At 72.3% G+C, this 24,179-nt stretch carries 24 protein-coding genes and 1 pseudogene; 21 read left to right on the top strand and 4 right to left on the bottom strand.

All coding sequences use genetic code 11. The features are described 5' to 3' along the window. The first annotated feature begins 129 nt into the window (after nt 1-129). Both fdxA and ACVJO7_RS17985 read left to right on the top strand, forming a co-directional pair. Nucleotides 130-444 (top strand): ferredoxin, encoded by a 315-nt coding sequence (gene fdxA / locus ACVJO7_RS17990; RefSeq protein ID WP_491673833.1) that lies wholly within the window; start codon nt 130-132, stop codon nt 442-444. A gap of 22 nt (nt 445-466) precedes the next feature. After that, nucleotides 467-1,459, top strand: coding sequence for an NAD(P)/FAD-dependent oxidoreductase (locus tag ACVJO7_RS17985; RefSeq protein WP_491673832.1), 993 nt, complete (start codon nt 467-469; stop codon nt 1,457-1,459). A gap of 202 nt (nt 1,460-1,661) precedes the next feature. Here ACVJO7_RS17985 and ACVJO7_RS17980 read toward each other — a convergent pair whose 3' ends face one another. Then, nucleotides 1,662-2,267 carry a TetR/AcrR family transcriptional regulator gene (locus ACVJO7_RS17980; RefSeq protein ID WP_491673831.1) on the bottom strand — a complete coding sequence of 202 codons (606 nt, stop codon included), beginning with the start codon at nt 2,265-2,267 and terminating at the stop codon, nt 1,662-1,664. Between the two features lie 109 nt (nt 2,268-2,376). Between ACVJO7_RS17980 and ACVJO7_RS17975 the strand changes: the two genes are divergently transcribed. The 14 genes from ACVJO7_RS17975 (at nt 2,377) to ACVJO7_RS17910 (ending at nt 17,132) form a co-directional block, all read left to right on the top strand. Further along, complete coding sequence (locus tag ACVJO7_RS17975; protein ID WP_491673830.1) at nt 2,377-3,813, top strand: cytochrome P450; 1,437 nt, start codon at nt 2,377-2,379, stop codon at nt 3,811-3,813. Then, on the top strand, nt 3,810-5,054 hold the full coding sequence (locus ACVJO7_RS17970; protein ID WP_491673829.1) for a cytochrome P450: 1,245 nt from the start codon (nt 3,810-3,812) through the stop codon (nt 5,052-5,054). Before ACVJO7_RS17975 ends, ACVJO7_RS17970 begins: the two co-directional genes overlap by 4 nt. 32 nt (nt 5,055-5,086) lie before the next feature. Beyond that, nucleotides 5,087-6,232, top strand: a complete 1,146-nt coding sequence (locus tag ACVJO7_RS17965) for an acyl-CoA dehydrogenase family protein (protein ID WP_491673828.1) — start codon at nt 5,087-5,089, stop codon at nt 6,230-6,232. Nucleotides 6,233-6,302: 70 nt separating this feature from the next. Then, nucleotides 6,303-7,109 carry a hypothetical protein gene (locus ACVJO7_RS17960; RefSeq protein WP_491673827.1) on the top strand — a complete coding sequence of 269 codons (807 nt, stop codon included), beginning with the start codon at nt 6,303-6,305 and terminating at the stop codon, nt 7,107-7,109. Between the two features lie 153 nt (nt 7,110-7,262). Then, complete coding sequence (locus ACVJO7_RS17955; RefSeq protein ID WP_491673826.1) at nt 7,263-8,048, top strand: MlaE family ABC transporter permease; 786 nt, start codon at nt 7,263-7,265, stop codon at nt 8,046-8,048. Then, complete coding sequence (locus ACVJO7_RS17950) at nt 8,048-8,911, top strand: MlaE family ABC transporter permease (RefSeq protein WP_491673825.1); 864 nt, start codon at nt 8,048-8,050, stop codon at nt 8,909-8,911. The genes ACVJO7_RS17955 and ACVJO7_RS17950 overlap by 1 nt, the downstream gene beginning before the upstream one ends. After that, nucleotides 8,908-10,107 carry an MCE family protein gene (locus ACVJO7_RS17945; RefSeq protein WP_491673824.1) on the top strand — a complete coding sequence of 400 codons (1,200 nt, stop codon included), beginning with the start codon at nt 8,908-8,910 and terminating at the stop codon, nt 10,105-10,107. Before ACVJO7_RS17950 ends, ACVJO7_RS17945 begins: the two co-directional genes overlap by 4 nt. Then, on the top strand, nt 10,104-11,168 hold the full coding sequence (locus ACVJO7_RS17940) for an MCE family protein (RefSeq protein WP_491673823.1): 1,065 nt from the start codon (nt 10,104-10,106) through the stop codon (nt 11,166-11,168). The genes ACVJO7_RS17945 and ACVJO7_RS17940 overlap by 4 nt, the downstream gene beginning before the upstream one ends. Next, on the top strand, nt 11,165-12,148 hold the full coding sequence (locus ACVJO7_RS17935) for an MCE family protein (RefSeq protein ID WP_491673822.1): 984 nt from the start codon (nt 11,165-11,167) through the stop codon (nt 12,146-12,148). Before ACVJO7_RS17940 ends, ACVJO7_RS17935 begins: the two co-directional genes overlap by 4 nt. Continuing rightward, nucleotides 12,145-13,365, top strand: coding sequence for an MCE family protein (locus ACVJO7_RS17930; protein ID WP_491673821.1), 1,221 nt, complete (start codon nt 12,145-12,147; stop codon nt 13,363-13,365). The genes ACVJO7_RS17935 and ACVJO7_RS17930 overlap by 4 nt, the downstream gene beginning before the upstream one ends. After that, nucleotides 13,362-14,531, top strand: a complete 1,170-nt coding sequence (locus tag ACVJO7_RS17925; RefSeq protein ID WP_491673820.1) for an MCE family protein — start codon at nt 13,362-13,364, stop codon at nt 14,529-14,531. Before ACVJO7_RS17930 ends, ACVJO7_RS17925 begins: the two co-directional genes overlap by 4 nt. Next, entirely contained in the window at nt 14,531-15,793 is a 1,263-nt protein-coding gene (locus tag ACVJO7_RS17920; protein WP_491673819.1) for an MCE family protein, read from the top strand. Before ACVJO7_RS17925 ends, ACVJO7_RS17920 begins: the two co-directional genes overlap by 1 nt. Further along, complete coding sequence (locus ACVJO7_RS17915; RefSeq protein WP_491673818.1) at nt 15,790-16,365, top strand: nuclear transport factor 2 family protein; 576 nt, start codon at nt 15,790-15,792, stop codon at nt 16,363-16,365. The genes ACVJO7_RS17920 and ACVJO7_RS17915 overlap by 4 nt, the downstream gene beginning before the upstream one ends. A 212-nt stretch (nt 16,366-16,577) precedes the next feature. After that, a complete protein-coding gene (locus ACVJO7_RS17910) occupies nt 16,578-17,132 on the top strand; it encodes a hypothetical protein (RefSeq protein ID WP_379672580.1) in 555 nt (184 codons plus the stop codon). Between the two features lie 122 nt (nt 17,133-17,254). Here the strand turns inward: ACVJO7_RS17910 and ACVJO7_RS17905 are convergent, their stop codons facing one another. Next, a complete protein-coding gene (locus ACVJO7_RS17905) occupies nt 17,255-17,857 on the bottom strand; it encodes a TetR/AcrR family transcriptional regulator (RefSeq protein ID WP_491673817.1) in 603 nt (200 codons plus the stop codon). A 67-nt stretch (nt 17,858-17,924) separates the two neighbouring features. On the opposite strand from ACVJO7_RS17905, the gene ACVJO7_RS17900 reads away from it, so the two are divergent. Then, on the top strand, nt 17,925-18,491 hold the full coding sequence (locus ACVJO7_RS17900) for a PaaI family thioesterase (RefSeq protein WP_491673816.1): 567 nt from the start codon (nt 17,925-17,927) through the stop codon (nt 18,489-18,491). Then, entirely contained in the window at nt 18,491-19,531 is a 1,041-nt protein-coding gene (locus ACVJO7_RS17895; RefSeq protein ID WP_491673815.1) for a BtrH N-terminal domain-containing protein, read from the top strand. The genes ACVJO7_RS17900 and ACVJO7_RS17895 overlap by 1 nt, the downstream gene beginning before the upstream one ends. Nucleotides 19,532-19,618: 87 nt before the next feature. On the opposite strand, the pseudogene ACVJO7_RS17890 reads toward ACVJO7_RS17895, so the two are convergent. Further along, nucleotides 19,619-19,990, bottom strand: a pseudogene (locus tag ACVJO7_RS17890) (transposase); the annotation flags it as partial. A gap of 373 nt (nt 19,991-20,363) precedes the next feature. On the opposite strand from ACVJO7_RS17890, the gene ACVJO7_RS17885 reads away from it, so the two are divergent. From ACVJO7_RS17885 to ACVJO7_RS17875, 3 genes are read left to right on the top strand one after another with little or no spacing between them, the layout of a single operon-like run. Then, nucleotides 20,364-22,706 (top strand): molybdopterin cofactor-binding domain-containing protein, encoded by a 2,343-nt coding sequence (locus ACVJO7_RS17885; RefSeq protein ID WP_491673814.1) that lies wholly within the window; start codon nt 20,364-20,366, stop codon nt 22,704-22,706. Nucleotides 22,707-22,717: 11 nt separating this feature from the next. After that, nucleotides 22,718-23,194, top strand: a complete 477-nt coding sequence (locus ACVJO7_RS17880; RefSeq protein WP_491673813.1) for a (2Fe-2S)-binding protein — start codon at nt 22,718-22,720, stop codon at nt 23,192-23,194. An 11-nt stretch (nt 23,195-23,205) separates the two neighbouring features. Next, entirely contained in the window at nt 23,206-23,487 is a 282-nt protein-coding gene (locus tag ACVJO7_RS17875) for a hypothetical protein (RefSeq protein ID WP_491673812.1), read from the top strand. 95 nt (nt 23,488-23,582) lie between these two features. On the opposite strand, the gene ACVJO7_RS17870 is transcribed toward ACVJO7_RS17875, so the two are convergent. Next, the gene (locus tag ACVJO7_RS17870; protein WP_491673811.1) at nt 23,583-24,179 is read right to left on the bottom strand and encodes a MarR family winged helix-turn-helix transcriptional regulator; all 597 of its coding nucleotides are present in this window, start codon (nt 24,177-24,179) and stop codon (nt 23,583-23,585) included.

The following is a 24,179-nucleotide window of genomic DNA, read 5'->3' as shown; positions in this document are numbered from 1 at the left end:
CCCCGGGCCCGCCCCGCCCCCCCCCGGCCGGGGGGGCCCCCCCCCCCCCCCCGGGGCGCGCGCCCCGCCCCCCCCCCCCCCCCCCCCCCCCCCCCCCCCCGCCGTACCCACCGACCCTGAGGAGGAATCGTGGCTTTCGTGATCGGCGCGGCGTGTGTCGACGTGATGGACAAGTCGTGCATCGAGGAGTGCCCGGTCGACTGCATCTACGAGGGCGGTCGGATGATGTACATCCATCCCACCGAGTGCATCGACTGTGCGGCCTGCGAGCCGGTGTGTCCCGTCGAGGCGATCGTCCCGGCGCAGAAGGTCACCGCCGAGTGGAAGCCGTTCCAGGAGTCGGCCAGGTCCCTGTTCGCGGAGGTCGGGTCGCCCGGTGGATCGGCCAACGTGGACGTGCTGGCCGACACCAGCTTCGTCGCCGGGTTCGAGAAGGACGACTGACCTGCCGGAAGGACGCTTCACCATGCCCGACGACATCGACGTCGACCTGCTGCTGATCGGGGCCGGCCCGGCCGGCTTGTACGGGGCCTACTACGCCGGATTCCGCGGGCTGCGCACCGCCGTTCTCGACGCCCAGCCGCAGCTCGGTGGCCAGATCAGCGCGATCTACCCGGAGAAGAACATCTACGACGTCGCGGGTCTGCCCGCCGTGCGGGGCCAACAGTTGGTCGATGGTCTGGTGAGCCAGGCCGCGCAGTTCGACCCGACCTACGTGCTGGGTGAGCAGGCGGTGGAGCTGGAGCGCTCCGGGCAGCGGTGGACCGTCCGCACGGCCACCGGACGGCGGATCCGTGCCGGGGCCATCGTGATCACCAGTGGGGTCGGCACGGTGACCCCGCGGCCACTTCCGTGCCCGGCGGAGAATTTCCTCGACCGGGGGCTGTGCTACTTCGTACCGCGCCTCGACGTGCTCGACGGCAAGGACGTGGTGGTCGTGGGTGGCGGGGACTCCGCCGTCGACTGGGCGCTCGCCGCCCTGCCCCGCGCCACCTCGGTCACGCTGGTCCACCGCCGGCAGCAGTTCCGGGCCCACGAGCACTCCGTTCGGCTGCTCCAGGACAGCGCCTGCCGGCTGGTGCTCGACGCCGCGGTCGACGCCGTGCACGGCAACGGCCACGTCGAGGGGGTCGAGGTGCGGGTGAAGGGCGCCGAGTCGCAGGTGCTCCCGGCGCAGGTCGTGGTCGCGGCGCTGGGCTTCCTGATGAACCTCGGCCCGATCAAGGACTGGGGTCTGGAGCTGGACGGCCGCTCCATCCGCGTCGACACCGCCATGCGCACCAACCTGGACGGGATCTACGCCGCCGGCGACGTCACCACCTACCCCGGCAAGGTCAAGCTGATCTCCGTCGGCTTCGGGGAGGTCGCCACGGCGGTCAACAACGCCGCGGTCGCCCTCGATCCCGACGCCTCCCTCGCCCCCGGCCACTCCAGCGACGCCGCTCCCGCGGCGGTCTGACCGGCAGATCAGACCTTTCCGGCCGATCTGGGCCGGGCCGGATCCATCGGTAGCTGCCGGCCTGCTCGGTCGCGAGTCCGGCAACGGTCCTTCCGTCTTGCGGCGCCCACACGGCTGGGTCCGCCGTTGCTACCGAGGCCGTGGTGGGTCGCGACGCCGACGCGGGCCCCAGGCGCTGAGGCGCCGCTGACGGCGCGACCCCCTACATGGCCGCGCCGGTCTCCGGATCCTGGCCGAGGAAGCGTGTCACCACGGTCGCGATCTGCTCGGCCACCGTCGACGCGTCGTGCAGGGGGGTGACGATGTGGCTGATGGCGAGCCGGGTGGCCACCTCGGACGCGGTGGCGACGTCGCGCGGGTCCAGATCGGGCCAGCGTCGCAGCAGGAAGGTGCTCGCCCGGTTGCCCGCCGCCTGCACGACCGGCTCGCTCTGCGTGGTGAGCAGGGGGAGGAGCTCCTCGCTGCCGTGGCCGGTCAGGATGGCGCGGAGCAGGGGATCGTCGCCGGCCCGGCGGACGGTCATCCGTATGGCCGCGACCCAGGCCGTGTAGAGATCCCGCTCGCCGCCGAGGGCCACCTCCACACTGTCGAGGAACTGCTCGGTCAGCCGGAGGACCAGGGCTCCGGCCAGGCCCTGTTTGCTGGAGAACTCGTTGTAGAGGGTCTGCCTGCTGATCCCGACCCGGTCGGCGACGTCCTGCAACCGCAGGCCCCGCCATCCACCCGTGACGAGGAGACGAGCCGCGACGTCGAGGGCCTCGTCACGCATGAGCCGGTGGGTCCGCTCGGCGAGGGAACGGGTGACCATGCACGGAGTCTCGACGCCAGAGCCCGCTGAGTCAAGAAGCTGGACACGTATCTCTTCTGTGTCTAGCTTGGTGTCATCCATTCCTCCGGAGGTGCTCATGGTTGCGCAGATGGTCCGGGCGGCTCGCGAGCGGTGGTCCACGGTGTTCCTGGCGCCGCTGCCGGCTTCCGCCGATGCCGCGCTGCTGCGCGGTGCGGTCCGGGGTCGCCCGGTCGATCTCGCGACCGCGCCGCCCGGCCTGGCGGCCGTTCCGGGTGACCAGGGGCTGCCGGTGCTCGGCCGCACGCTCGAGTACATCCGGTTCGGAAGCGACTTCACCCGTGCCCGGCACGCCCGCTACGGGCCGGTGTCCTGGGCCGGCTTCCTGGGCGAACGCGTGGTGATGGCCGCCGGTCCGGACGCCACCAGGGCGGTGCTGACCAACGCCGACAAGGCCTACTCCCAGGACGGGTGGCGCTACCTGATCGACCGGTTCTTCGGGCGCGGTCTGATGCTGCTCGACTTCGACGAGCACCGCGCCCACCGCCGCGTCATGCAACAGGCCTTCACGGCCGACCGGCTCGCCGGCTACCTCGACCAGACGGTCCCGTGCGCCCGCGACACCGTGCCGACCTGGCCCACCGACCGGCCGGTCCGGATCTACCCCGAGCTCAAGCGCCTGACCCTCGACGTCGCGACCAGGGTCTTCATGGACGAGCGCACGGGCCCGGAGACCGAGCGGATCAATCGGGCCTTCGTCGACTGCGTGCGCGCGGCGAGCGCGCTGGTGAGGTGGGACGTCCCCGGCACCCGCTGGCGCGCGGGGCTGCGTGGCCGGGCGGTCCTGGAGGGCTACTTCGCGCAGAACCTGCCGGCCAAGCGCGCGAAGCCGGGGCAGGACCTGTTCTCCGCGCTGTGCGAGGCCCGTACCCCGGACGGGGAGGCCTTCAGCGACGCCGACGTCATCAATCACATGATCTTCCTGATGATGGCGGCGCACGACACCTCCACGATCACCTGCGCCGCCGCGGCGTACTACCTCGCGGCGAACCCGCAGTGGCAGGAACGGGCGCGCGAGGAGTCGCTCGCCCATGGAGACGCACCACTGGACATGGCCGCGTCGAGGACCCTGCGCTCGCTCGACCTGGTGGTCAAGGAGTCGCTGCGGCTCGTCGCCCCCGTCCCGGTCGTCATGCGCCGCACGGTCGCGGACACCGCCCTGCTGGGCCACCACATCCCCCGGGGCACGCTGGTCGTGGTCGCCGGCGCGGTCAACCATTTCGACCCCGGCTGCTGGACCGATCCCGACACCTTCGACCCGGACCGGTTCGCCGAGCCCCGCAACGAGGACCGGTCGCATCGCGACGCCTGGATCCCGTTCGGGGGAGGCGTGCACAAGTGCATCGGGATGGCGTTTGGCACCTTGGAGGTCACCGCGATCCTGCACGAGATGCTGCGGACCTATCGGTGGAGCGTCGAGCCGGGGTACCGGCCCCGCTGGGACAACACGTCGCTGCCCGTGCCGGCCGACGGGCTCCCGTTGCGCCTGACCCGGCTCACCGCGTGATCGCACAGGGGCTCGCGGGGGCCGACCCGGACGCGGAGCAGGTGCTCGTGGAGGTACTGCTCACCGACCACGGGGCGCCCGGACCGTACGCCGGGTACCGGCGCCTGCGCGAACAGGCACCGCGCCTGCGGACCGCCGCCGGCCTGCTCGTGCTCAGCGGGTACCGCGACTGCGAGGCGGCGCTGCGCGACCGCGCGCTGGGCAAGGTGGACGAGTCGCTGGGCTTCCAGCTCGCCGCCGTTCCCGAGGACCTGCGTCGGCAGGCCCTGCGCCGGTTCCGCCGGACCATGCTGTTCCGCAACCCGCCCGACCACACCCGGCTGCGGCGGCTGGTGTCGTCGGTGTTCACCCCCCGGCACGTCGAGGCGCTGCGCCCAGCGGTCGTGCGGCGGATCGCCGCGCTGCTCGACGGGTTCGCCGGTCGCGACGTGGTCGACGTCGTCACCGAACTGGCCCTGCCGTTGCCGGTCGGGGTGATCGGCGACCTGCTGGGTGTCCCGGACGTCGACCTCGCGGTCGCCGCGCCGTGGGTGCGGGACCTGGTCGCCCCGCTGGAGCCCAGCGCGAACGTCGCTGCGGTGGAGGCCGCGGTCCGCGCCGAGGACCAGCTCGCCGCCTACGTCGGCGACCTGCTCGTCGAGAAGCGACGACGTCCGGGCGACGACCTGCTCAGCCGGCTCGCCACCGCGCGCGGCGAGGACCAGCTCGACGACGACGAGTGCGTCGGAACCGCGATCCTCCTGTTCGCGGCGGGCTTCGAGACCACGACGAACCTGATCGGCAACGGGCTGACGGCCTTGCTCGCGGCGCCGGGGCAGGCCGACCTGCTGCGTGAGCGTCCCGGCCTGGCCGGGTCCGCCGTGGAGGAACTGCTGCGGTTCGACGCCCCGGTGCAGACCGACGGCCGGACGGCGTTGGTCGACACCGTGGTCGCCGACATCGAGGTCGCGGCAGGCCAGGTCGTCCTGATGCTGCTCGGCGCCGGCAACCGTGACCCGGAGGTCTACACCGATCCGGACTCCCTGGACATCACCCGCCGTCAGGCCGCGCCCCTCTCGCTCGGCGGTGGCCTGCACTTCTGCCTGGGTGCACCGCTGGCCCGGCTGGAGGCGGTCGAGCTGTTCCCCCGCCTGCTGGCCCGGTTCCCCGAGCTGGCCGCCGCCGGCCCGGAGACCTGGCGACCCGGCCTGTCGTTCCGCGGTCTCGCCCACCTTCCCGTCGCGCCGGGCCGCCCGGCCTGACGTTTTGATCCATCCCCCTTTCCGGAGGAACCATGAGCGCCACCCGATCCCCGTGGATGAACACCGACCTCGACGACTTCCGCGACATGGCCCGCACGTTCTGCGAGAAGGAGCTCGCACCCCATCAGGACCGCTGGATGGAGCAGAAGCAGGTCGACCGCGAGCTGTGGAACAAGGCGGGGGAGGTCGGCCTGCTGTGCCTGTCGATCCCCGAGGAGTACGGCGGCGGGGGCGGCAACTTCGCGCACGAGACCGTGCTGATCGAGGAACAGGCCGCCTGCGGGGACAGCTGCTGGGGAGTGGCCCTGCACAACGCGATCGTGGCGCACTACCTGCTCGCCTACGGGACCGAGCAGCAGAAGCTCGACTGGCTGCCGAAGATGGCCAGCGGCGAGTGGGTCGGCGCCATCGCGATGACCGAGCCGGGCACCGGATCCGATCTGCAGAACGTGCAGACGAAGGCGGTCCGCGAGGGCGACGACTACGTGGTCAACGGGGCGAAGACGTTCATCACCAACGGGGGCCAGGCCGACGTGGTCCTCGTGGTGGCCAAGACCGATCCCGCGGCGGGTGCGCAGGGGATCTCGTTGCTCGTCGTGGAGGCGAACCGCGCCGGCTTCCGCCGCGGGCGGATCCTGGACAAGGTCGGGCTCAAGGGCCAGGACACCGCCGAGCTGTTCTTCGACGACGTCCGCGTTCCGGTCGGGAACCTGCTCGGCGGTAACGAGGGCCAGGGCTTCGTCCAGCTGATGCAGCAGCTTCCCCAGGAGCGGCTGCTCATCGGGATCACCTCGGTGGCCGCGATGGAGATGGCCGTGCGGGAGACCGTCCGTTACACCAAGGATCGCTCGGCGTTCGGCCGGGAGGTCTTCTCGTTCCAGAACACCCGCTTCACCCTGGCCGAGGCCGCGACGGAGGCCCGGGTGTGCCGGGTGTTCCTCGACGACTGCATCGCCAAGCACCTCGCCGGGGAGCTCGACATCCCGACGGTCGCGATGCTCAAGTGGTGGACCAGCGAGCGTGCGATGCGCGTGATCGACGAATGCGTGCAGCTGCACGGCGGCTACGGCTACATGAGCGAGTACCGGATCGCCCGTGCGTGGACCGACCAGCGGGTGCAGAAGATCTACGGCGGGACCAACGAGATCATGAAGGAGATCATCTCGCGCACGCTGTGAACGAGGCCGGACCCGGTCCGGCACGAGACCGGGTCCGATACGGTGTCGACATCCGAACGCGGGAGGCGCGATGTCCGAAGCCGTGGCCGGGGTGCGCTGGCCCGCGGAGTGGCCGAAGCGGTCGGTGTTCGGGCTCGTCGTGCGCTCGGGGTGCGTCGTCGGGTTCGGTGCGCTGCTGCTCTGGACGGGTGTGGTGAGCATCGGTCGCGACGACGTCGGGTCGGTGATCGGGTCGGTGCTCGTGCTCGCCGGGGTGGCGCTCGTCGGCTCCGCGATGATCGGGATCGTCGCCGCGGCCGCGCACCGACCGCGGCGGCTGACCGTGGTCCGCGGGCGCTCCGAGCGTTTCGACGAGGACGGCGTCGCCGTGCCCGGGGCCCGTGGCGTCGCCGTCGCCTCGGCCGTCGCGGCGGGAGCGCTCGCCCTCACCGCCGGGGCTCTGCTTTTAGCGCCCGGCCCGGCGTGGGTCGTGGCGTGCGTCGGGTTGCTCGGCGCCACCTGGCCGGTCGCGGCCGCGGTCCGCCGGCTGCGCGGGGCCGAGGCGCTGGTGGTCGTCCCGGCCGGGATCGAGTACCGCTCGCCGTCCGGCTCGGTGGCCGTGGACTGGGACTCCGTCGTGTCCGTCGTGGCCCGGGCGCCGTACCGAGGCCGCCTGATCGGGGTGGTGACGAGCGCGCCTGCGCTGCGTCGACGGGGGACGCGCGGGCCCTGGTCGGCCGAGGAGGCCCCGACCTGGAGCGGCGGGCTGCCGCTGCCGGTCGACCGGCTCGACGCCGACCCGTTGCTGGTTCTCGACCTGCTCGACCGTGCCCGTACGGACCCGGCTCTGCGCGCCCGGCTCGGCTCGGACGTCGACCCGCGCTCCGCGGTGCGCTGACGCGGCTTCCCCGTCGCGCAACTGTCGCCGAGCGCACCCCGGCGTTAACCGCAGCTAACCATTTTGGGCGATGCCCGTTACCTCCGCCTGCCCGGCCCGTTGAGACCAGCATCACGGTCCATCTCCGGGCCACGAGCGGAACGAGGGGACGCGGTGACCGCAGCAGGTCGATTCCCTGGTAGCACAGCCCTGCAGGAGGTCGGGCAGCTCCTGGCGCTCGCGCGGGAGGTCGGCCGGGCCCTGTTCCGCCCCCCGTTCCAGACCAAGGAGTTCATCCAGCAGTCCTGGTTCGTCGCGAGCGTGACGATGCTGCCGGCCGCGCTGGTGTCCATCCCGTTCGGCGCGGTGATCGCCCTGCAGCTGGCGTCGCTGACCGAGCAGCTGGGTGCACAGTCGTTCACCGGGTCGGCGGGCGTGCTGGCGATCGTCCAGCAGGCGGCGCCGGTCGTCACCGCGCTGCTGATCGCGGGGGCGGGCGGCTCGGCGATCTGCGCCGATCTCGGCGCCCGCACCATCCGCGAGGAGATCGCCGCGATGGAGGTGCTCGGCATCTCCCCCATCCAGCGGCTCGTCGTCCCCAGGGTGCTGGCCGCGATGCTGGTCGCGGTCGTGCTCTCCGCGATGGTCAGCGTCGTGGGCGTGCTGGGCGGCTACTTCTTCAACGTGGTGCTGCAGGGCGGCACGCCCGGGGCGTACATCGCGTCGTTCTCCGCGCTCTCGCAGCTCTCCGACATCGTGATCGGTGAGATCAAGGCGGCACTCTTCGGGCTGATCGCCGGGATCGTCGCCAGCTACCGGGGCCTCAACACCCCGCCGGGCCCCCGCGGCGTAGGGGACGCGGTCAACCAGTCGGTGGTCATCACCTTCCTCCTGCTGTTCCTGTTCAACCTCATCCTCACGGCGATCTATCTGCAGGTCGTCCCGCCCAAGGGATCGTGATGTCCGCCGAACGCGACAACCTGCGCCTGCTCGTCGACCCGCGGCTGCGGCGCGCCGCCGGTGCCCCCGTCCGGTGGCTGGACGACCTCGGCAGCCAGATGCTGTTCTTCCTGCGGACCCTCGCCTGGGGACCGCGCACCGTGCGGCGCTACAAGCGCGAGGTGATCCGGCTGCTGGCCGAGGTCAGCTTCGGCTCCGGTGCGCTCGCGGTGATCGGCGGCACCGTCGGCGTGGTCACCGCGATGTGCTTCTTCACCGGCAGCGTCGTGGGCCTGCAGGGCTTCGCCGCGCTCAACCAGATCGGTGCCTCGGCGCTGACCGGCTTCATCACCGCCTACTTCAACACCCGCGAGATCGCGCCGCTGGTCTCCGGCATCGCGCTGTCGGCCACCGTCGGCTGCGGGTTCACCGCTCAGTTGGGTGCGATGCGCATCTCCGAGGAGATCGACGCCATCGAGGTGATGGCCGTGCCGAGCCTGCCCTTCCTGGTGACCACCCGCGTCGTCGCCGGTCTGGTCGCCGTGGTCCCCATCTACGTGATCGGGCTGGTGTCCTCCTACGGTTCCTCGCAGGTCGTCACGACCGTCTTCTACGGGCAGTCGGCCGGCACCTACGAGCACTACTTCGAGCTCTTCCTCCCGCCGGGCGACGTGCTCTGGTCCTTCGGCAAGGTCCTCCTCTTCGCGGTGGTGGTGATCATGGTGCACTGTCGGGCGGGCTACACCGCGAGGGGCGGGCCGGCCGGGGTCGGCGTCGCCGTCGGCAACGCGGTGCGCACCTCGCTGGTCGTGGTGACGCTGCTCGACCTGATGCTGAGCCTGGCCATCTGGGGTTCCACGACCACGGTCCGGATCGCCGGATGAGCGGGGAGTGGAGCCGGACCGCGATACGGCTGCTCGGAGTCGGGTTCATCGCCATGGTCATCGGGGCGGTGGTGCTCACCGTGGCGCTCTACGAGAAGGCGTTCACCCCGGTCGTGCCGGTGACCCTGCAGCTCACCGAGCTGCCCGACCAGTTCGAGGAGTCCGCCGACGTCAAGCTCGACGGACTGATCGTCGGCGCCGTCGAGTCCATCGCCCAGCGTGACGGGCTGGTCGAGGTGCGCCTCGGACTCGACCCGGCGGTCGTGGATCTGATCCCGGCCGACGTGTCCGCCCGGCTGGTGCCCAAGACCCTGTTCGGTCCGCGGTTCGTCGACCTCGAGACCACGGGGACGACGACGGCACCCTTGGCGGAGGGCGCGGTCATCGGCCTCGACCGTTCCTCGAGCGCGATCGAGCTGCAGCGCCTGCTCGACGGCCTGCTCCCGCTGCTGCGCCAGGTCCAGCCCCAGGACCTGGCGATGACGCTCAACGCGGTGTCCACGGCGCTGTCGGGCAACGGCGCGGACCTGGGGGAGACGGCGGTGCTGCTGCAGGACTACCTCGTCGAGCTCAACACCGTCCTGCCGGACCTGCAGGCCGACATCAGCGGGCTGGCCGACACCGCCGACCTCTACACCGACGCGGCCCCGGACCTGCTCGACGCCGCCGAGGACCTGACCGTCACCAGCCGGACCGTCGCCGAGCTGGAGGCGCAGCTCGCCGCGCTCTATCCCACTGTCACCGCGGCGTCGGACGACCTGACGCAGTTCCTCGACCTCAACGGCACCACCGTCGTCGAGTTGGCGGCAGCGGCCAACCCGACCCTGGGCCTGCTCGCGCGGTACTCACCCGTGTTCGCCTGCACCTTCGACAACCTCGCCGTGATGGACGGGCGGCTCGCCCGCCTGTGGGGCGGCGGGCGCGAGTTCCCCGGCCTCTACCTCGACATCGAGGTCGGCGGCAGCCGGGGCAAGTACCTGCCGGGCCAGGACGAGGCCCGCTACCTCGACGACCGGGCCCCGTACTGCGTCCCCGGACCGCCGGAGGGGATCAACGCCTCGCAGTACGCCGGTGGGGAGCACCCCGAGTACTCGCTGCCCGGCGGGCCGATCGAGGACGGGTCCAACCATCCGCTGCCCCAGCGCTACCAGAGCGAGACCGACCCCGTGGCGAATCTGATCGGAGGCGGACGATGAGTGTCGACCTGCGCGGGGTCGTCGCACCGCTGGTGAAGATGCTCGTGTTCATCGTGGTCACGGCCGTGGCCACGACCGGTCTGGCGATCGTCATCACCAACTACAGCCCCGGGGACCGGACGAGCTACACAGCGCGGTTCACCGACGTCACCGGCCTGGTCGAGGGCGACGACGTGCGGATCGCCGGAGTCCGCGTCGGGTCCGTCGAGGACATCCGGGTGGTCGAGCAGACCCTGGCCGAGGTGCGGTTCACGGTGCTCGCCGACCGGTCGCTGCCGGGGACCTCGACGGCCGCGATCCGCTACCGCAACCTGGTGGGCCAGCGCTACCTGGCGATCGGGCGCGGCGACCCCGCCCCCGGACCGGCGCTGGACCCCGGCGCGACCATCCCGCTGGAGCGCACCACCGGCCCGCTCAACCTGACCGCCCTGCTCAACGGGTTCCGGCCGCTGTTCCAGGCGCTCTCGCCGCAGGAGGTCAACCAGCTCTCCTACGAGATCATCCAGGTGCTGCAGGGTGAGGGCGGCACCATCCGCAGCCTGCTCACCCGCACCGCGGACCTGACCGGCGCGATCGCCGACCGCGACGCGGTGATCGGCGAGGTGATCACCAACTTCGACGAGGTGCTGGGCACCGTCGCCGACCGGGACACCGAGCTCGGCGCGGTGCTCACCCAGCTCCAGCAGCTGGTGAGCGGGCTGGCCGAGGACCGCCGCCCGATCGGCGACGCGGTGGCGGCACTGGGGGAGCTGACCGACACGACCGCCGGCCTGCTCGACGAGGCCCGTCCCGCGCTGCGCAGCGACATCGCCGCGCTCGGCGACCTGTCCCGCCGGCTGGCCGACCAGGAGGGCGAGATCGAGCCCGCCCTGCAGAACCTGCCGATCAAGGCCGAGAAGATGGTGCGCAACTTCAGCCAGGGTGGCGGCTTCTTCTCGTTGTTCCTGTGCTCGGTGTCCACCCAGATCGGCTGGTCGGCGATGGGCATCGAGCCGGTCCAGCTCACCGACATCTACCCGGACGCCACGGTGCTGGCGCCGCAGCCGAGGTGCGTGCAATGAGGTTCCTCCTCGAGGGCAACCGGATCCCCACGGCGGTGATCGGTCTGACGGTCATCGTCGCCTTCATCCTCGGTGCCTTCTTCGTCGACGAGCTCCCGGTGATCGGGAGCGGTCCCAGCTACCGCGCCGAGTTCTCCGAGGCGGCCGGGCTGCGCGACGACGACGAGGTCCGGGTCGCCGGGGTCAGCGTCGGCCGCGTGGAGTCGATCGAGCTGGCCGGGGACCGCGTTCGGGTCGGTTTCACCGCCGACGAGGCCTGGGTCGGTGACGCCAGCTCGGCCTCCATCGAGATCAAGGACCTGCTCGGTCAGAAGTACCTGTCGATCGAGCCCGCCGGATCGGCCGCCCTGGCACCCGGCGCGACGATCCCGCTGGAGCGCACCCGCTCGCCCTACGACGTGACCCAGGCGCTGGAGGGCCTCAGCGACACGGTGGGCGAGCTGGACACCGCGCAGCTCGCCGAGGGCATGCGGGTGGTGGCGGACACGTTCGCGGACTCCCCGGAGGAGGTCCGCGGGGCACTCGACGGGCTGTCCCGGCTCTCCCGCACCATCTCCAGCCGGGACGCCGAGATCGCCTCGCTGCTCGACGGGGCGAACACGGTCAGCGGCGTGCTCGCGGACCGGGACGAGACCTTCGCGCGGCTGCTCTCCGACGGCGAGCTCCTGCTGGCCGAGCTGTCCCGGCGCCAGGAGGCGATCGACTCCTTCCTCGCCGGTGCGCGCCGGATGTCGGCGCAGTTCACCGGGCTGGTGGAGGACAACCGCGAGCAGATCGGCCCGGCACTGGCCGAGCTGGAGCGGATCACCACGATCCTGCAGCGCAACCGCGACAACCTCGCCCTCGGGATCGAGCGTCTCGCACCGGTCATCCGGGTGGGCGCGAACATCATCGGCAACGGCCGCTGGTTCGAGGCGTACTTCTGCAACATCGCGCCCCCGTCGGTGGGCCCGATCAACTCCGAGGGGTGCACGCTGTGAGCGCCGGGTCCTGGATCGAACAGCACGCCCGCCCGATCGCGGTCGGTGCGATCGCGGTGCTGGTCGCGGTCGGCGCCGCCGCGGCCCTCGGCGGGGCCGAGCCGCGGCGGGTCACCGCCTACTTCGGCTCGGCGGTGGGCCTCTACGCCGGGTCCGACGTGCGGGTGCTGGGTGTCCCGATCGGCCGGGTCGCCGAGGTGGTGCCCGAGGGTGACCGGGTCCGCGCCGAGCTGGAGCTCGACGACGGATGGGACGTCCCCGCCGACGCGCTCGCGGCCGTGGTCATCCCCACCCTCGTGGCCGACCGGTACGTGCAGCTCGCCCCGGCCTACACCGGCGGCGAGCGGCTCGCCGACGGGGCGGTGATCCCGCTGGAGCGCACCGCGGTGCCGGTCGAGCTGGACGAGATCGTCTCGTCGGTCGACGACCTGACCACCGCGCTGGGCCCCGAGGGCGCCAACCGCGACGGGGCGCTGTCGGAGCTGCTGCAGGTGGGAGCCGACAACCTGGACGGCAACGGTGTGCTGCTGGGCGACACGATCACCGAGCTGTCCGGGGCGACCGCCACGCTGTCCGGGTCGCGCGAGGAGCTGTTCGGGACCATCGCCGGGCTGCAGGAGTTCACCAGCACGCTGGCGGCGAACGACGACGACGTCCGCGCCTTCACCGAGCAGCTGGCGCAGGTCAGCGGCTTCCTCGAGGAGGACCGCCCGCAGCTCGACGCGGCCCTGCGCGAGGGCGCGGCCGCGCTCGGCACGCTGGCCCGGTTCGTCGCCGACAACCGCGAGGCGCTCGACACCGACGTCGAGCAGCTGGTGTCGGTCACCGGGGTGCTGGTCGAGCAACGCGACGCGCTCGCCGAGATCCTGGACGTCGGGCCGATGGCGTTCAACAACCTGCTCAACACCTACGACCCGTCCAGCGGCACCCTGCACGCCCGGCTCAACGTCAACGAGCTGGCCTACCCGCCGTTGCTGACCGCCTGCGATCTGGTGGACCGGATCCTGCCCGAGCCCGAGGGACAGGTCACCGAGGAGGTCGAGGACCTGTGCCGGCCGGTGCAGAACGTGCTCGACGACGTCGTCCGGTTGCCCACCGGGACCGAGGTGCTCACGGCGCTGCAGACCGGTGACCTCGGGTCGCTGCCGCTGTCGCTGTTCCCCGAGCCCGGCGACGAGCGGACGGGCCTCTACCAGCCCGAAGGGGGCAGCCGATGAGTCGGCTCCGATCCGCACTCGTCGCGCTCCCGCTCGCGGTGCTGCTCGCCGGCTGCGGCAGCGGCGGCGTGTACGACTTCCCGTTGCCCGGCGGCGCGGACGTCGGCGACCGGCCCTACACGGTGACGGTCCAGTTCCAGGACGTGCTCGACCTCGTGCCACGGTCCATGGTCAAGGTCGACGGGGTCGAGGTCGGCCGCGTCGAGTCCGTCGCGCTGGCCGCGGACGGGTGGACCGCAGACGTGCTCGTCACCCTGCCCGGCGACGTGGCGGTGCCCCAGGACGCGACCTTCAGCCTGCAGCAGACGAGCCTGCTCGGCGAGAAGTACGTGTCGATCTCCGTGCCCGAGGGGGCGACGGGCCGGATCGCCCCCGGCACCGTCGTCCCGCTGGCCGCCACCGACCGCGGCGTGGAGGTCGAGGAGGTTCTCGGCGCGCTGTCCATGGTCCTCAACGGTGGCGCCGTCGAGCAGGTCCGCACGATCGCCCAGGAGGTGAACGCGGCCCTGGAGGGCAACGAGACCGAGGTCCGGGCCCTGCTCGGGGACCTCGACACCTTCGTGGGTGGGCTCGACGAGCAGCGCACGGAGATCGTGCGTGCGCTCGACTCGCTCAACGCGCTCGGCGGGCAGCTGCAGGCCCGCACCGGGCAGATCGCCGCGGTGCTGGAGGGGATCGGCCCGGGCCTCGCCGTCCTGGAGTCCCAGCGCACGGAGCTGGTCGGCATGCTGGCGTCGCTGGACCGGCTCAGCGACGTCGGGGTCGACGTGATCAACCGCAGCCATGACGACGTCGTCGAGGACCTGCGGCTGCTCACCCCCACGCTCGAGCAGCTGGCCGTCTCGGCCGAGGACCTGGCCGTGAGCCTCTCCGTCGTGCCCACCTACCCGTTCCACGACGAGTACATCCGGGCCGAGCAGGGCGACTACGTGGACGGTTTCCTCCGGGTCACCGGGGACCTCACCGACATCCTCGGCAATCTCGGCCGGACCCAGCAGCCGATCCTCGACCCGGGGATCCTGGGCGGGCCGCAGGCCGGTGGCGTCGAGCAGCCATCGCCGGCCTCACCGGGGGAGATCCCGCCCGTCCCGATCCCCGCCCTGCCCGGCGGCGGCGGGCAGGGCGGCCTCGGCGACCTCGTCGGCTCCGTCATCGGAGGTGGCTGATGCTCACCCGCACCGTCCGGATCCAGGTCACGGTCTTCCTGCTGATCGCTGTGCTCGGCGTCTCCTACACCGGCATCCGCTACGCCGACCTGGGCCGGTTCGTCGGCCTGGACGGCTACCGCGTCGACGTCGAGCTCGCCGAGTCCGGCGGGATCTTCGCCAACGCGGAGGTCACCTACCGCGGCGTCCCGGTGGGCCGGGTCGACCGGCTGGAGCTGCGCCCCGGCGGGGTCACCGCGGTCCTGGGGATGGACCGCGGTGGCCCGGACATCCCGGCCTCGGCGTCCGCGGTGGTCGTCAACCGCTCGGCGGTCGGCGAGCAGTACGTCGACCTGCGCCCGGACGCCACCGGCGGCCCGGCCCTGGCGGACGGATCGATCATCCCGGTGGGCCGGACCAGCGTCCCGCTGCCGATCGAGCAGGTGGTGGCCAGTGCCGACGGCCTCGTCCGATCGGTGCCGCTCGACGACCTGAGCACGGTCGTGGAGGAGCTGGGTCTGGCGTTCTCCGACACCGGTCCGGCGCTGCGGTCGCTGGTGGTGGACGGCCAGGCCCTGACCCGGGCGGCCATCGAGGCGAAGGACCCGACGCTGCAGCTGATCCGCGACGCCCGCACCGTGCTGCAGACCCAGAACGACCTGGCTCCGCAGGTCCGCTCGTTCAGCGACGACCTGCGGCTGGTCGCCGAGCAGCTGCGGACCTCCGACCCCGACCTGCGCGGGCTGGTCCGGACGCTGCCGCAGCTCGCCGGCGAGGTCCGGAACGTGCTCACCGACACCGGTGCACCCCTGGAGGGCCTGCTCGCCGACCTGCTGACCACCTCGCGCCTGCTGGAGCCCCGGACCGACGGGCTGCGCCAGCTGCTGGTCACCTTCCCGGTGATGTCGGCGGGCAGCTTCAGCGTGGTGCCCGAGGACGGCATCGGCAACATCCAGCTCGACCTCAACCTGGCCGAGCCGCCCGTGTGCACCCGTGGCTACGAGGGCACGGTGCGCCGCCCGGGGTCGGAGACCTCCGACGACATGCCCGCCAACTACGATGCGCGCTGCGCGGAGACCTCCCCCAGCCCCATCGGGGTGCGGGGCGACGGGAACGCCCCCGACTACGGTCCGGCCCCCGAACCGACCGAGCCCGGCGGGTTCCGGCCCACGGGCACCCGCCTGTCCGCCGGGCAGGACGACGACGTCCCCGGGTTGGCCGGCGCCCCCGCGCTCCCCGGCCCCCCGGCGACGATCGCCGGACCACTGGAGGCGCAGCGATGACCGTGACCGACATCGAGCCCGCCCTCGACCCGTCCCGCGGGTCACCCGGGGCCGGGGCGGCCGGCCCGCTGTGGCGTCGGCTCGCCACCGGCGCGCTCGTCCTCGCGCTGTGCGGGGTGCTGTGCGCCGCCGGGTTCGGCGTGGCGCTCGCCCTGGCCGCCGGGTCGGAGGACGCGGGCGTGGCCCGCGCCCGGGACGCCGTCCGGCTGGACGCCGAGAACGCCGCGGCGGTACTCAACACCCTGTCCCCGGACACGGCCGAGGAGGGCATCGACCGGTGGGAGGAGGTGGCGACCGGGCCGCTGCTCGCCGAGCTGACGCGCAGCCGCGCGGCGTTCGTGGAGACCATCCAGCAGGCCCGGCGGAGCACGGAGGCCCGCCCGCTGGACTCCGCCGTCGCGACGCTCGACCTCGCCGGCGGCACCGCCACGGTCCTGGTGTCTGCCGACATCCTCACCACCCCGCCCGACGGGGAGCCGGTGACCAACCGGCAACGACTGGAGATCGTCATGACCCGCACCGACGAGGGCTGGAAGGCCAGCGGCGTGCGCGTGATCGGGCTCAACCCGTGACCCGCGGCCGCCGGCCCGCTGCCGCCGCAGGTCCTGCTGCGACGAGCGCGCCTGTCCCCGACACCGCAGCTGCGCCGGTTCCGGCGGAGTCGGGGACCGATCCGGAGACCTCGGCCGCCGCCGAGCCGGAGGACCGGGCCGCCGGCGACCCTCCCGCCGTCCCCGAGGACCCGGCGCCCAGCGGCGGCCCGGGCCGACCGAGGGGCACGGCGGTGCGCGGCGAGCGGGCGCGCGCGCAGGCGGTCCACGTGTGGCGGGGCCTGATGGCGAGGCCGGTGCGCACCACCGTCGTCGCGACCGTGGTCGGCCTGCTCGGCCTCGGTGCTGCGGTGGCGATGGCGGCCCAGGCGGACGAGCTGCGCGGCCCGGCCGCGAACACCGCGCTGGTCGACCAGGAGAGCACCGCCCGGCTGCTCGGCGACGTCAACGCGGCCGTCGAGCGGACCTACGGCTACGCGTTCGACTCGCTCGACGCCGACGAGCGCGCCGCGCAGGACGCCGTCGTCGGCGCCTTCGCCGACCGGTTCCGTGAGGAGTTCACCACCGTGCGGGAGCTGGCTCCGGCCCAGCAGGCGACGGTCACCGCCACGGTGCGGGAGTCGGCCGTGCAGAGCCTGCGGGGGAGTCGCGCGGAGGTGCTGGTGTTCGTGGACCAGACGATCCGCAACCTCGAGCTGCCCGAGGGAGCCGCCAGTGGCGCCCGGCTGGTCGTCACCGCCGAGCTGGTGGACGGGCGGTGGCGCATCGCCGACGTGCTGAGCCGGTAGCAGCCGGGGCACAGCCCGCGGGCGGGTCGGCGATGTCGGCCGACCGGCCCGTCGGTCCCGGCGCGGCGCGTCTCCCGTCATCGGGTCGACACCGCACGGCCCGGGAGACAGGAGCATGCGGGTCACCCGGTCGAGAGGACCTCTCGGAGGTAGGGCCCGACCAGTTCGGCGATCTCACCGGCCACGGTGTCCACGTCGCGGTCGGGCAGCACCACGTGGCTGACCAGCAGCCGGGCCAGTGCGTCGGCGGCCACCGCCACCCGGCGCGGGTCCGCGGAGGGACGGCGTCGCAGGACGTGGCCGGTGAGGGCCGCGGTGGCCCGGTCGATGATCGGGGCCGAGTCGGTGGTGACCAGGTCGAGCAGGCCGCTCTCCGCTCCGGTGAGCAGGCAGGTGACCATGGGGTCGTCCCGGGCGGCGTTCAGCACGAACCGGCAGCAGGTGCGGACCGCCTCCTGCTCGTCGCCGCCCGCGTCCGCGAGGACGTCGGACAGCGCGCCGAGGAGCAGGTCGGTCCGGCGGAGCACGACCGCGCGGACCAATGCGGGCTTCGAGCCGAACTCCGCGTAGAGGGTCTGCCGGCTGATGCCCACCGCGACCGCCACGTCGCCCATCCGCAGCGACTCCCAGCCGGATCGGTCGGCGACCTCGGCTGTGGCGTCGATCACGGCCTCGCGCAGCAGGTGGCGCGTGACACCCGGGAACCGGTGCTGCCGCTGTGCCATGATGGCAGCCTGACAGACGGCCCGCCGCTGTCAAGAAGACGGACACACCGCAACGAAGGGTCCACCGATGACGGAGCTTCCTCCGCGGCCAGCGGACGCGGTCCTGCTCGACCCGCACGGGGACCGGTGCTTCGGCTGCGGCCCGGACAACCCGGCCGGGGTCGCGCTGCAGGTCTACCGCGTCGGCGACGAGGTGCTGGCCGACGTGTCCTTCGCGCCGAAGCACGCCGGCGCCCACGGTGTCGTGCACGGCGGGGTGCTGGCGTCGGCCTGCGACGACCTGGTGGCGTTCCTGCTCTACGTGCTGCGGCAGCCGGCCGTGACCCGCAGCCTCCAGGTGGAGTACCTGGCACCGGTGCCGGTGGGGGAGCCGCACCGGCTGGTGGGTCGGCTGGTCAGCCAGGAGGGTCGCCGGTTGACGATGGCGGCCGAGGGGCGCGCCGCCGACGGTGCGGTGCGTTTCTCCGCGCACGCCGTGTTCGTCACGGTGGACCTCGCGCACTTCGAGCGGTTCGGCTCGGCCGACGGGGCCGACGTGGTCAGCAGGTTCCGTGTCGCACGACCCGACACGGCGACGGCGGACACCGGACCGACCCGCCCGTCGGTGCCCGGCACGATCGCCCGGGGTGCCTGATGGGTGGCTCGATGGTCGCCGGGTACCCGCACCGGATCGGCGGGCACTGCGGGTCCGGCTCGCTGCGTGACCTGCTCGAATGGGCCGGCCTGAGCTATGGCGACGCGCCGATGGGCGAGGGCGCGGTGTTCGGGCTGGGCGGCAGCCTGAGCTTCAGCTACCTGCGTGGTCCCGGCCTCGGGACCCCGATCTACCTCGTCGGGCGGGGCGCCTCGCTGACCGAGCAGTTCAGCGCGAACCTCGGCATCGCCCAGGAGCTGCGCTCGACCGACGATCCGGTGCTGGGCTGGGAGTGGGTGCGCGACGAGCTCGATGCGGGCCGCCCGGTCCTGTGCTGGGCCGAGATGGCCGAGCTGCCCTACCTGCGGGTGAAGATGCGGATGAGTCGCCACGACATCGTCGTCATCGGCTACGACGACGACGCGGGCACGGTTGTCGTGGTGGATAACGACCGGGCCGAGCCGCAGACGATCGGCCGCGACGACCTGGCGCGGGCCCGCTCGGCCGTCGGCTTCCCGGTGCCCACCCGGCACACCTGCTTCCGGCTCGGCTTCCCCGACGCACTGCCCGACCTGCGGGCGGCGGCGGCGAGGGCGTGTGCCGAGGCGGTGCACGGGATGTCCGACCCGGTCCCGGCGATGGGTGCGACGGCGGTCGCCGGGACCGCCGGGGTCGCTGCGTTCGTGGCCGACCTCGACCTCTGGGCCGAGCAGTTCCCGGGGGACGCGCTGGATCGTGCGCTGTTCAGCCTGCAGGTGTTCGTGGAGAAGGCGGGAACCGGCGGCGGGCTGTTCCGGCGGCTGCAGGCGGAGTTCCTGACCGATCTCGGCGGCTGGGTCCACGATCCGGCCGTGTTCGCGGCGGCCGCGGTGTACCGGCGGCTCGCCGACACGTGGTCGCGAACCGCTTCGGCTGCCGTGGGCGGGGCCCCGGCCTCCGACCGCCTCGCGGCGGTGCGCCGCGAGGCCGCCGCGCTGCCCGCCCTGGAGTGCGAGGGCGTCGACAGGCTGGCTGCGCTGGCACAGCGGCTGGCGCCCTGACCAGCCCCCCCGGGGCCAGCCCTGGCGCCGATTCCCTCGTCCAGGGCACGCCACGCGCCCCGGGAGGACGGCGCGAACCCGATGCCGTCACCGCGGGCGGTCTCGTCGACAGCCACACCCGGGCCGGTGCCGACCGCGTCCATCGCCAGGAGTGCGGCTCGGAACTCGGTCACCAGTCGCGGGTGCGGGCGAGGCGCGGTGACATGTCGGCGCCGAGAAGGCTCTGGGAGGCGATGATTGCAGCGGCCGGGGCGGGGTCGCGACCCTCGTGTCGGCGACGACCAGGTCGCGCAAGGCGTCGTGGATGGGGAGCCAGGCCCCGGTCTCGACCCAGAGGAGGTAGAGGCCGTAGATGGTCTTGGCGGGCGGGAAGTCGTGCGGGAGCGCCGCCCAGGCGATCCCGCCGACCACCAGGTAGAAGATCGCGTCCAGGACCAGGCGGCAGGGGTGTCTCTGCGCGGATCCCCCGTCGGTCCAGGTGACGGGCGCACCAGGCTGCCGTTACGACCACAGGTGGGCGACGGGACTGTGGCGGTCGTGAGCGGAACCGCCGGTTCGCGGTACCGGCAGGCCCAGCGCCTCAGCGTGGAAGACCCGGGTCCTCGTGCAGACGCTCGGCGACGGAGAGCTGCGGCTCGTGGGGCAACGGCGCCGTGTCGACAGCGGGTCGAACCTTCCGGTCCGGTGAATCGTTAGTGCCGTGGAAAGTGCTTGTGCCCCGGGTCGCCCCGTGCCCAGGACCAGGACACTGCCCGCTCGCTCTCACCGCCCATCGCCCGGCTCCCACCGCGCCGGCTCCAGCCCGTCGTCTGCCAGGAAGAGGACCTCCCGGATGGCCCACCACCGCACTGCCGCTACACCGCGACCTGATCGCCCGCGTGTCGACGTCAGCCGACGGAAGTTCCTCGGCTTCGTCATCGCTGCCCCGACGCTGGTGGTGGCCGCGGAGATGGGGCGCCAGTCGCTCGGGCTGGGCCCGACCGCCGTCGCGAGCCCGCTCGTGTCGCCCCCGCAGGTCCCGGAGGCCTACGACCTGCTCGATCTCCTGCGCGAGACGTCCCGCGCGACGGCGAATCTGATCCGCATCACGGTCAACCGCGACAGCACGGTCTCTTTCGAGCTCCCCCGCTCGGACAACGGGCAGGGCATCATCACGTCCACCCAGATGATCATCGCCGAGGAGATGGGACTCGATCCCGACCAGGTGATCGTCACCCTGGCCGATGCCCGCCCGGAGCTGCTGTTCAACCAGATCACCGCCGGGTCGAGCACCACGTTCACCACCTACACCCCGATCCGCGTGGCGGCCGCGATCGCCAACAAGCGGCTGCTCGACGCGGCGGCGGCCCAGCTGGAGCAGGAGGTCGGCCTGCTGACCAGCCGGGCGGGCCTGATCACCAGCACCGTCGGGGCGGTGATCCCGATCGGTGACCTGGCCGAGGTCGCGAGCGCCGACGTGACCGAACAGGTGGAGGTCCTCCTCAAGCCCCGCGAGGAGTTCACGGTCGTCGGGAAGCCGCGCAACAAGTCCGACCAGCTCGCGATGGTGACCGGTGCGAAGAAGTTCGTCACCGACCTGGACATCCCCGACGCGCTGCCCACCATGGTCTGCCGGGCACCCACGCTCAACGGCACGGTCGAGTCCGTGGACAACATCGACGAGGTCCGGCGCATGCCCGGCGTCACCGACGTCGAGGTGGTCGGCACCGGCATCGCGGTCCGTGCGCTGACCTTCGGCCAGTGCATCGACGCCATCCAGGTGCTGCGGGCCCGCTGGGCCGCCGGCACCGCCGAGGGCGCGAACGACGACTCGGTGCTCGCCGAGATCAAGGCGGCCGAGCTGCCGCTGGTCGTCCCGGCCGGGGTGGTGGGCGAGAGCCTGGAGAGCGAGCACACGTTCTACTTCCGCAGCGGCGCCTCTTTGGAGACCAACTCCGCCATCGCCGACGTGCGCTCCGACCGCGCCGAGATCTGGGGCCCGGCGAAGAACCCGATCGCCGCGCAGGCCGAGATCGCCAAGGTGATCGGCCTCCCGACGAGCGCGGTCACCTTCCATGTCATCGAGGGCGGCGGCTCGTTCGGCCGCAAGCTGTTCTTCGACGCTGCGCTCGAGGCCGCCGAGATCTCGCAGAAGATGGGCAAGCCCGTCAAGCTGATGTGGCACCGCGCCGACGACGCGCGCGTCGGTCGCGTGCACCCGCTGTGCACATCGCGCGTGCGCGCCGTCATCGCCGGGGACACGGTGGTCAGCTTCGAGCAGCGTCACGCCAGCGTGGCGACCGAGACCAACCCGGGTCTGGGCGAGCCGCTGACGGCGGCGGTGTTCAAGCTGCCGGCCGCGAACTACACGCTGTCCCAGTCCATCTTCGAGCTGACGCAGGTGACGCACTACAACTTCGGGGTGAGCACCCGGTTGCTCAACGAGGTCGACCTGCGGTTCAACACGCAGTCCACCCGCAACATCTACTCCCCCGACGTCACGGCCGCCCGCGAGCTGATGGTCGACCGGATCGCCGAGAAGATGGGCAAGGACCCCTACGAGTTCCGCCGGGAGTTCCTCAAGTCCGACCGGGCCCGCGGCGTGCTCGACAAGGTCGCCGAGGAGGGCGACTGGGGCCGCTCGATGCCCGAGGGCACCGCCCAGGGGCTCGGCTTCCACTTCGAGTACAAGGGCGTGTCGGCCTGCCTGGTGGAGATCGACTGCCGCCCGGAGACGGTGAACCGGCCGATCCGCGAGGGCGTCACCGGTCCCCGTGTCACGAAGGTGACCTTCGCGATCGACCCCGGCCTGGTCATCAACCCGCGCGGCGTCGAGGCCCAGATGATGGGTGGCATCAACGACGCGATCGCCAACGTGCTGACCTCCAGCCTGCATCTCACCGACGGCTACTTCGTCGAGGCCAGCTGGGACAACTACTTCTACACCCGGCAGTGGAACACCCCGATCGAGATGGACATCCACATCGTCGACTCCGGGTTCCCCGAGCCCGGCGGAATCGGCGAGGCCGGCGTGGCCTCCACCGGGGCGGCGGTCGCCAACGCCTACCGGCGCGCCACCGGCATCATGCCGGAGTTCTTCCCGATCAACCACAAGGACCCGTTCCCGTACGAGCCCAAGCCGGTCGTGCCGCCGGTCCCGCAGTCACCCACCAACGGCCTGCAGTTCACCTTCTAGGAGCGCCAGACATGCCCACCCACACCTTCACCCTCAACGGTGAGTCCGTCACGGTGGAGGTCGAGGACGACGTCCGCCTGCTCTGGGTGATCCGCGACCTGCTCGGGGTCACCGGGCCGAAGTACGGCTGCGGCATCAACGTGTGCAAGGCCTGCACCAGCCACATCAACGGCAAGGCGTTCAACCCCTGCTCGGTCCCGGTCTCCGGCATCTCCGCCGATGACGAGATCACCACCATCGAGGGCCTCGCCGACACCGTCGGCTCCGACCTGCACCCCATGCAGGAGGCCTGGATCGCCAACGACGTCGCGCAGTGCGGCTACTGCCAGCCCGGCCAGATCATGGCCGCGGTGGCCAAGGTCCGCCAGTGCGCCGCCGAGGGCCGCAAGCTCGACGACGCCGCCATCGAGGAGATCCGCAACATCTGCCGTTGCGGCACCTACAACCGCATCCGCGAGGCGATCTACGCCGGCGCGGAGAACATGTGAGGAGATCGAGCATGAGGGCACGCAAGCAGTTCGTCGTCGCCACGATCGTCGCCGCCACCGTCGTCGGCGGGGGCGGAGTAGCCATGGCCGACGTCTCCACCCCCGGCGACCTGGGTCAGGGCGTCAACGCCGTCACCACCCTCGTCGAGGACCTGTTGGCCCAGGTGGTCGACGCCGTCGACGCGCCGAGGCCGGAGGGCGCCGACGGTCTGGAGACCGAGCTGCCCGACGTGGATCCCCGCTTCGTCGAAGGCCCGCTCGGCGGCCTGATCAACGATGGTCCGCTGAGGTAGGACGCGGCGCACGCAGACGGCCTGCCTGTCCGGTGGATCCGCCACGCTGCTGGACGCCCCCCGACGCCGTGGCCCTGCGGCTCGGGGGGCGTGGGTCACGGCTGGCTGCGTCGCCGCGGTGAGTCGTCCTGGGCGAGCTCGCGCAGCGCGGCCAGTCCCCGTTCGAGCCCGCGCAGGGCATCGACATCGATGCGCATGAGCAACCGCCGGCGCCGCTTCTGGCCGGCCGCGGCGATCTGTTCGACGAGGGCAAGGCCCTCGGGGGTGAGGCCCGCGAGCCGGATCCGGCGGTCGCCGGCGTTCTCGATGCGGTGCACCAGCTCGCGACCGACCAGCCGATCCACGATTCCGGTGACGGTGGGCAGGGTCACACCGAGAGCGTGGGCGAGGTCGCCCTGCGGGAGAGGACCGTCCGTGTCGAGCAACAGGAGGATCCGGAGCTGTTGCATGGTCAGCCCACTGTCGAACAGCGGGTCCGGCCCGGCCCGGGTGATCGCCCGCCGCAGCACGGCCTCGTGCCGATCGATGGACGCGAGCAGCTCCGACCGTTCGCCGTCCATGTCCTGCCCTCCGTGCCTCAGCGAAATCTCAGCCTCTGATGAAGCTTCGCCCCGGCCGTAGTATTCACTGATCCCCATGACCTGGCTCGCGCGTCTCAGCCTAACCAACCGTGCCATCGTCGGACTGGTCAC

This window comes from Pseudonocardia sp. DxW, assembly GCF_058448985.1.
The sequence above is the reverse complement of the archived record's forward strand: the minus strand, read 5'-3'. Positions and strand labels throughout refer to the sequence as shown.

Bases quoted from the DNA above. Each gene is read 5' to 3' on its own strand.
- ACVJO7_RS17985 (WP_491673832.1), top strand. From the start codon at position 467: ATGCCCGACGACATCGACGTCGACCTGCTGCTGATCGGGGCCGGCCCG.
- ACVJO7_RS17980 (WP_491673831.1), bottom strand. From the start codon at position 2,267: ATGGTCACCCGTTCCCTCGCCGAGCGGACCCACCGGCTCATGCGTGAC.
- ACVJO7_RS17975 (WP_491673830.1), top strand. From the start codon at position 2,377: ATGGTCCGGGCGGCTCGCGAGCGGTGGTCCACGGTGTTCCTGGCGCCG.
- ACVJO7_RS17965 (WP_491673828.1), top strand. From the start codon at position 5,087: ATGAGCGCCACCCGATCCCCGTGGATGAACACCGACCTCGACGACTTC.
- ACVJO7_RS17960 (WP_491673827.1), top strand. From the start codon at position 6,303: ATGTCCGAAGCCGTGGCCGGGGTGCGCTGGCCCGCGGAGTGGCCGAAG.
- ACVJO7_RS17950 (WP_491673825.1), top strand. From the start codon at position 8,048: ATGTCCGCCGAACGCGACAACCTGCGCCTGCTCGTCGACCCGCGGCTG.
- ACVJO7_RS17945 (WP_491673824.1), top strand. From the start codon at position 8,908: ATGAGCGGGGAGTGGAGCCGGACCGCGATACGGCTGCTCGGAGTCGGG.
- ACVJO7_RS17940 (WP_491673823.1), top strand. From the start codon at position 10,104: ATGAGTGTCGACCTGCGCGGGGTCGTCGCACCGCTGGTGAAGATGCTC.
- ACVJO7_RS17935 (WP_491673822.1), top strand. From the start codon at position 11,165: ATGAGGTTCCTCCTCGAGGGCAACCGGATCCCCACGGCGGTGATCGGT.
- ACVJO7_RS17925 (WP_491673820.1), top strand. From the start codon at position 13,362: ATGAGTCGGCTCCGATCCGCACTCGTCGCGCTCCCGCTCGCGGTGCTG.
- ACVJO7_RS17920 (WP_491673819.1), top strand. From the start codon at position 14,531: ATGCTCACCCGCACCGTCCGGATCCAGGTCACGGTCTTCCTGCTGATC.
- ACVJO7_RS17915 (WP_491673818.1), top strand. From the start codon at position 15,790: ATGACCGTGACCGACATCGAGCCCGCCCTCGACCCGTCCCGCGGGTCA.
- ACVJO7_RS17905 (WP_491673817.1), bottom strand. From the start codon at position 17,857: ATGGCACAGCGGCAGCACCGGTTCCCGGGTGTCACGCGCCACCTGCTG.
- ACVJO7_RS17900 (WP_491673816.1), top strand. From the start codon at position 17,925: ATGACGGAGCTTCCTCCGCGGCCAGCGGACGCGGTCCTGCTCGACCCG.
- ACVJO7_RS17895 (WP_491673815.1), top strand. From the start codon at position 18,491: ATGGGTGGCTCGATGGTCGCCGGGTACCCGCACCGGATCGGCGGGCAC.
- ACVJO7_RS17885 (WP_491673814.1), top strand. From the start codon at position 20,364: ATGGCCCACCACCGCACTGCCGCTACACCGCGACCTGATCGCCCGCGT.
- ACVJO7_RS17880 (WP_491673813.1), top strand. From the start codon at position 22,718: ATGCCCACCCACACCTTCACCCTCAACGGTGAGTCCGTCACGGTGGAG.
- ACVJO7_RS17875 (WP_491673812.1), top strand. From the start codon at position 23,206: ATGAGGGCACGCAAGCAGTTCGTCGTCGCCACGATCGTCGCCGCCACC.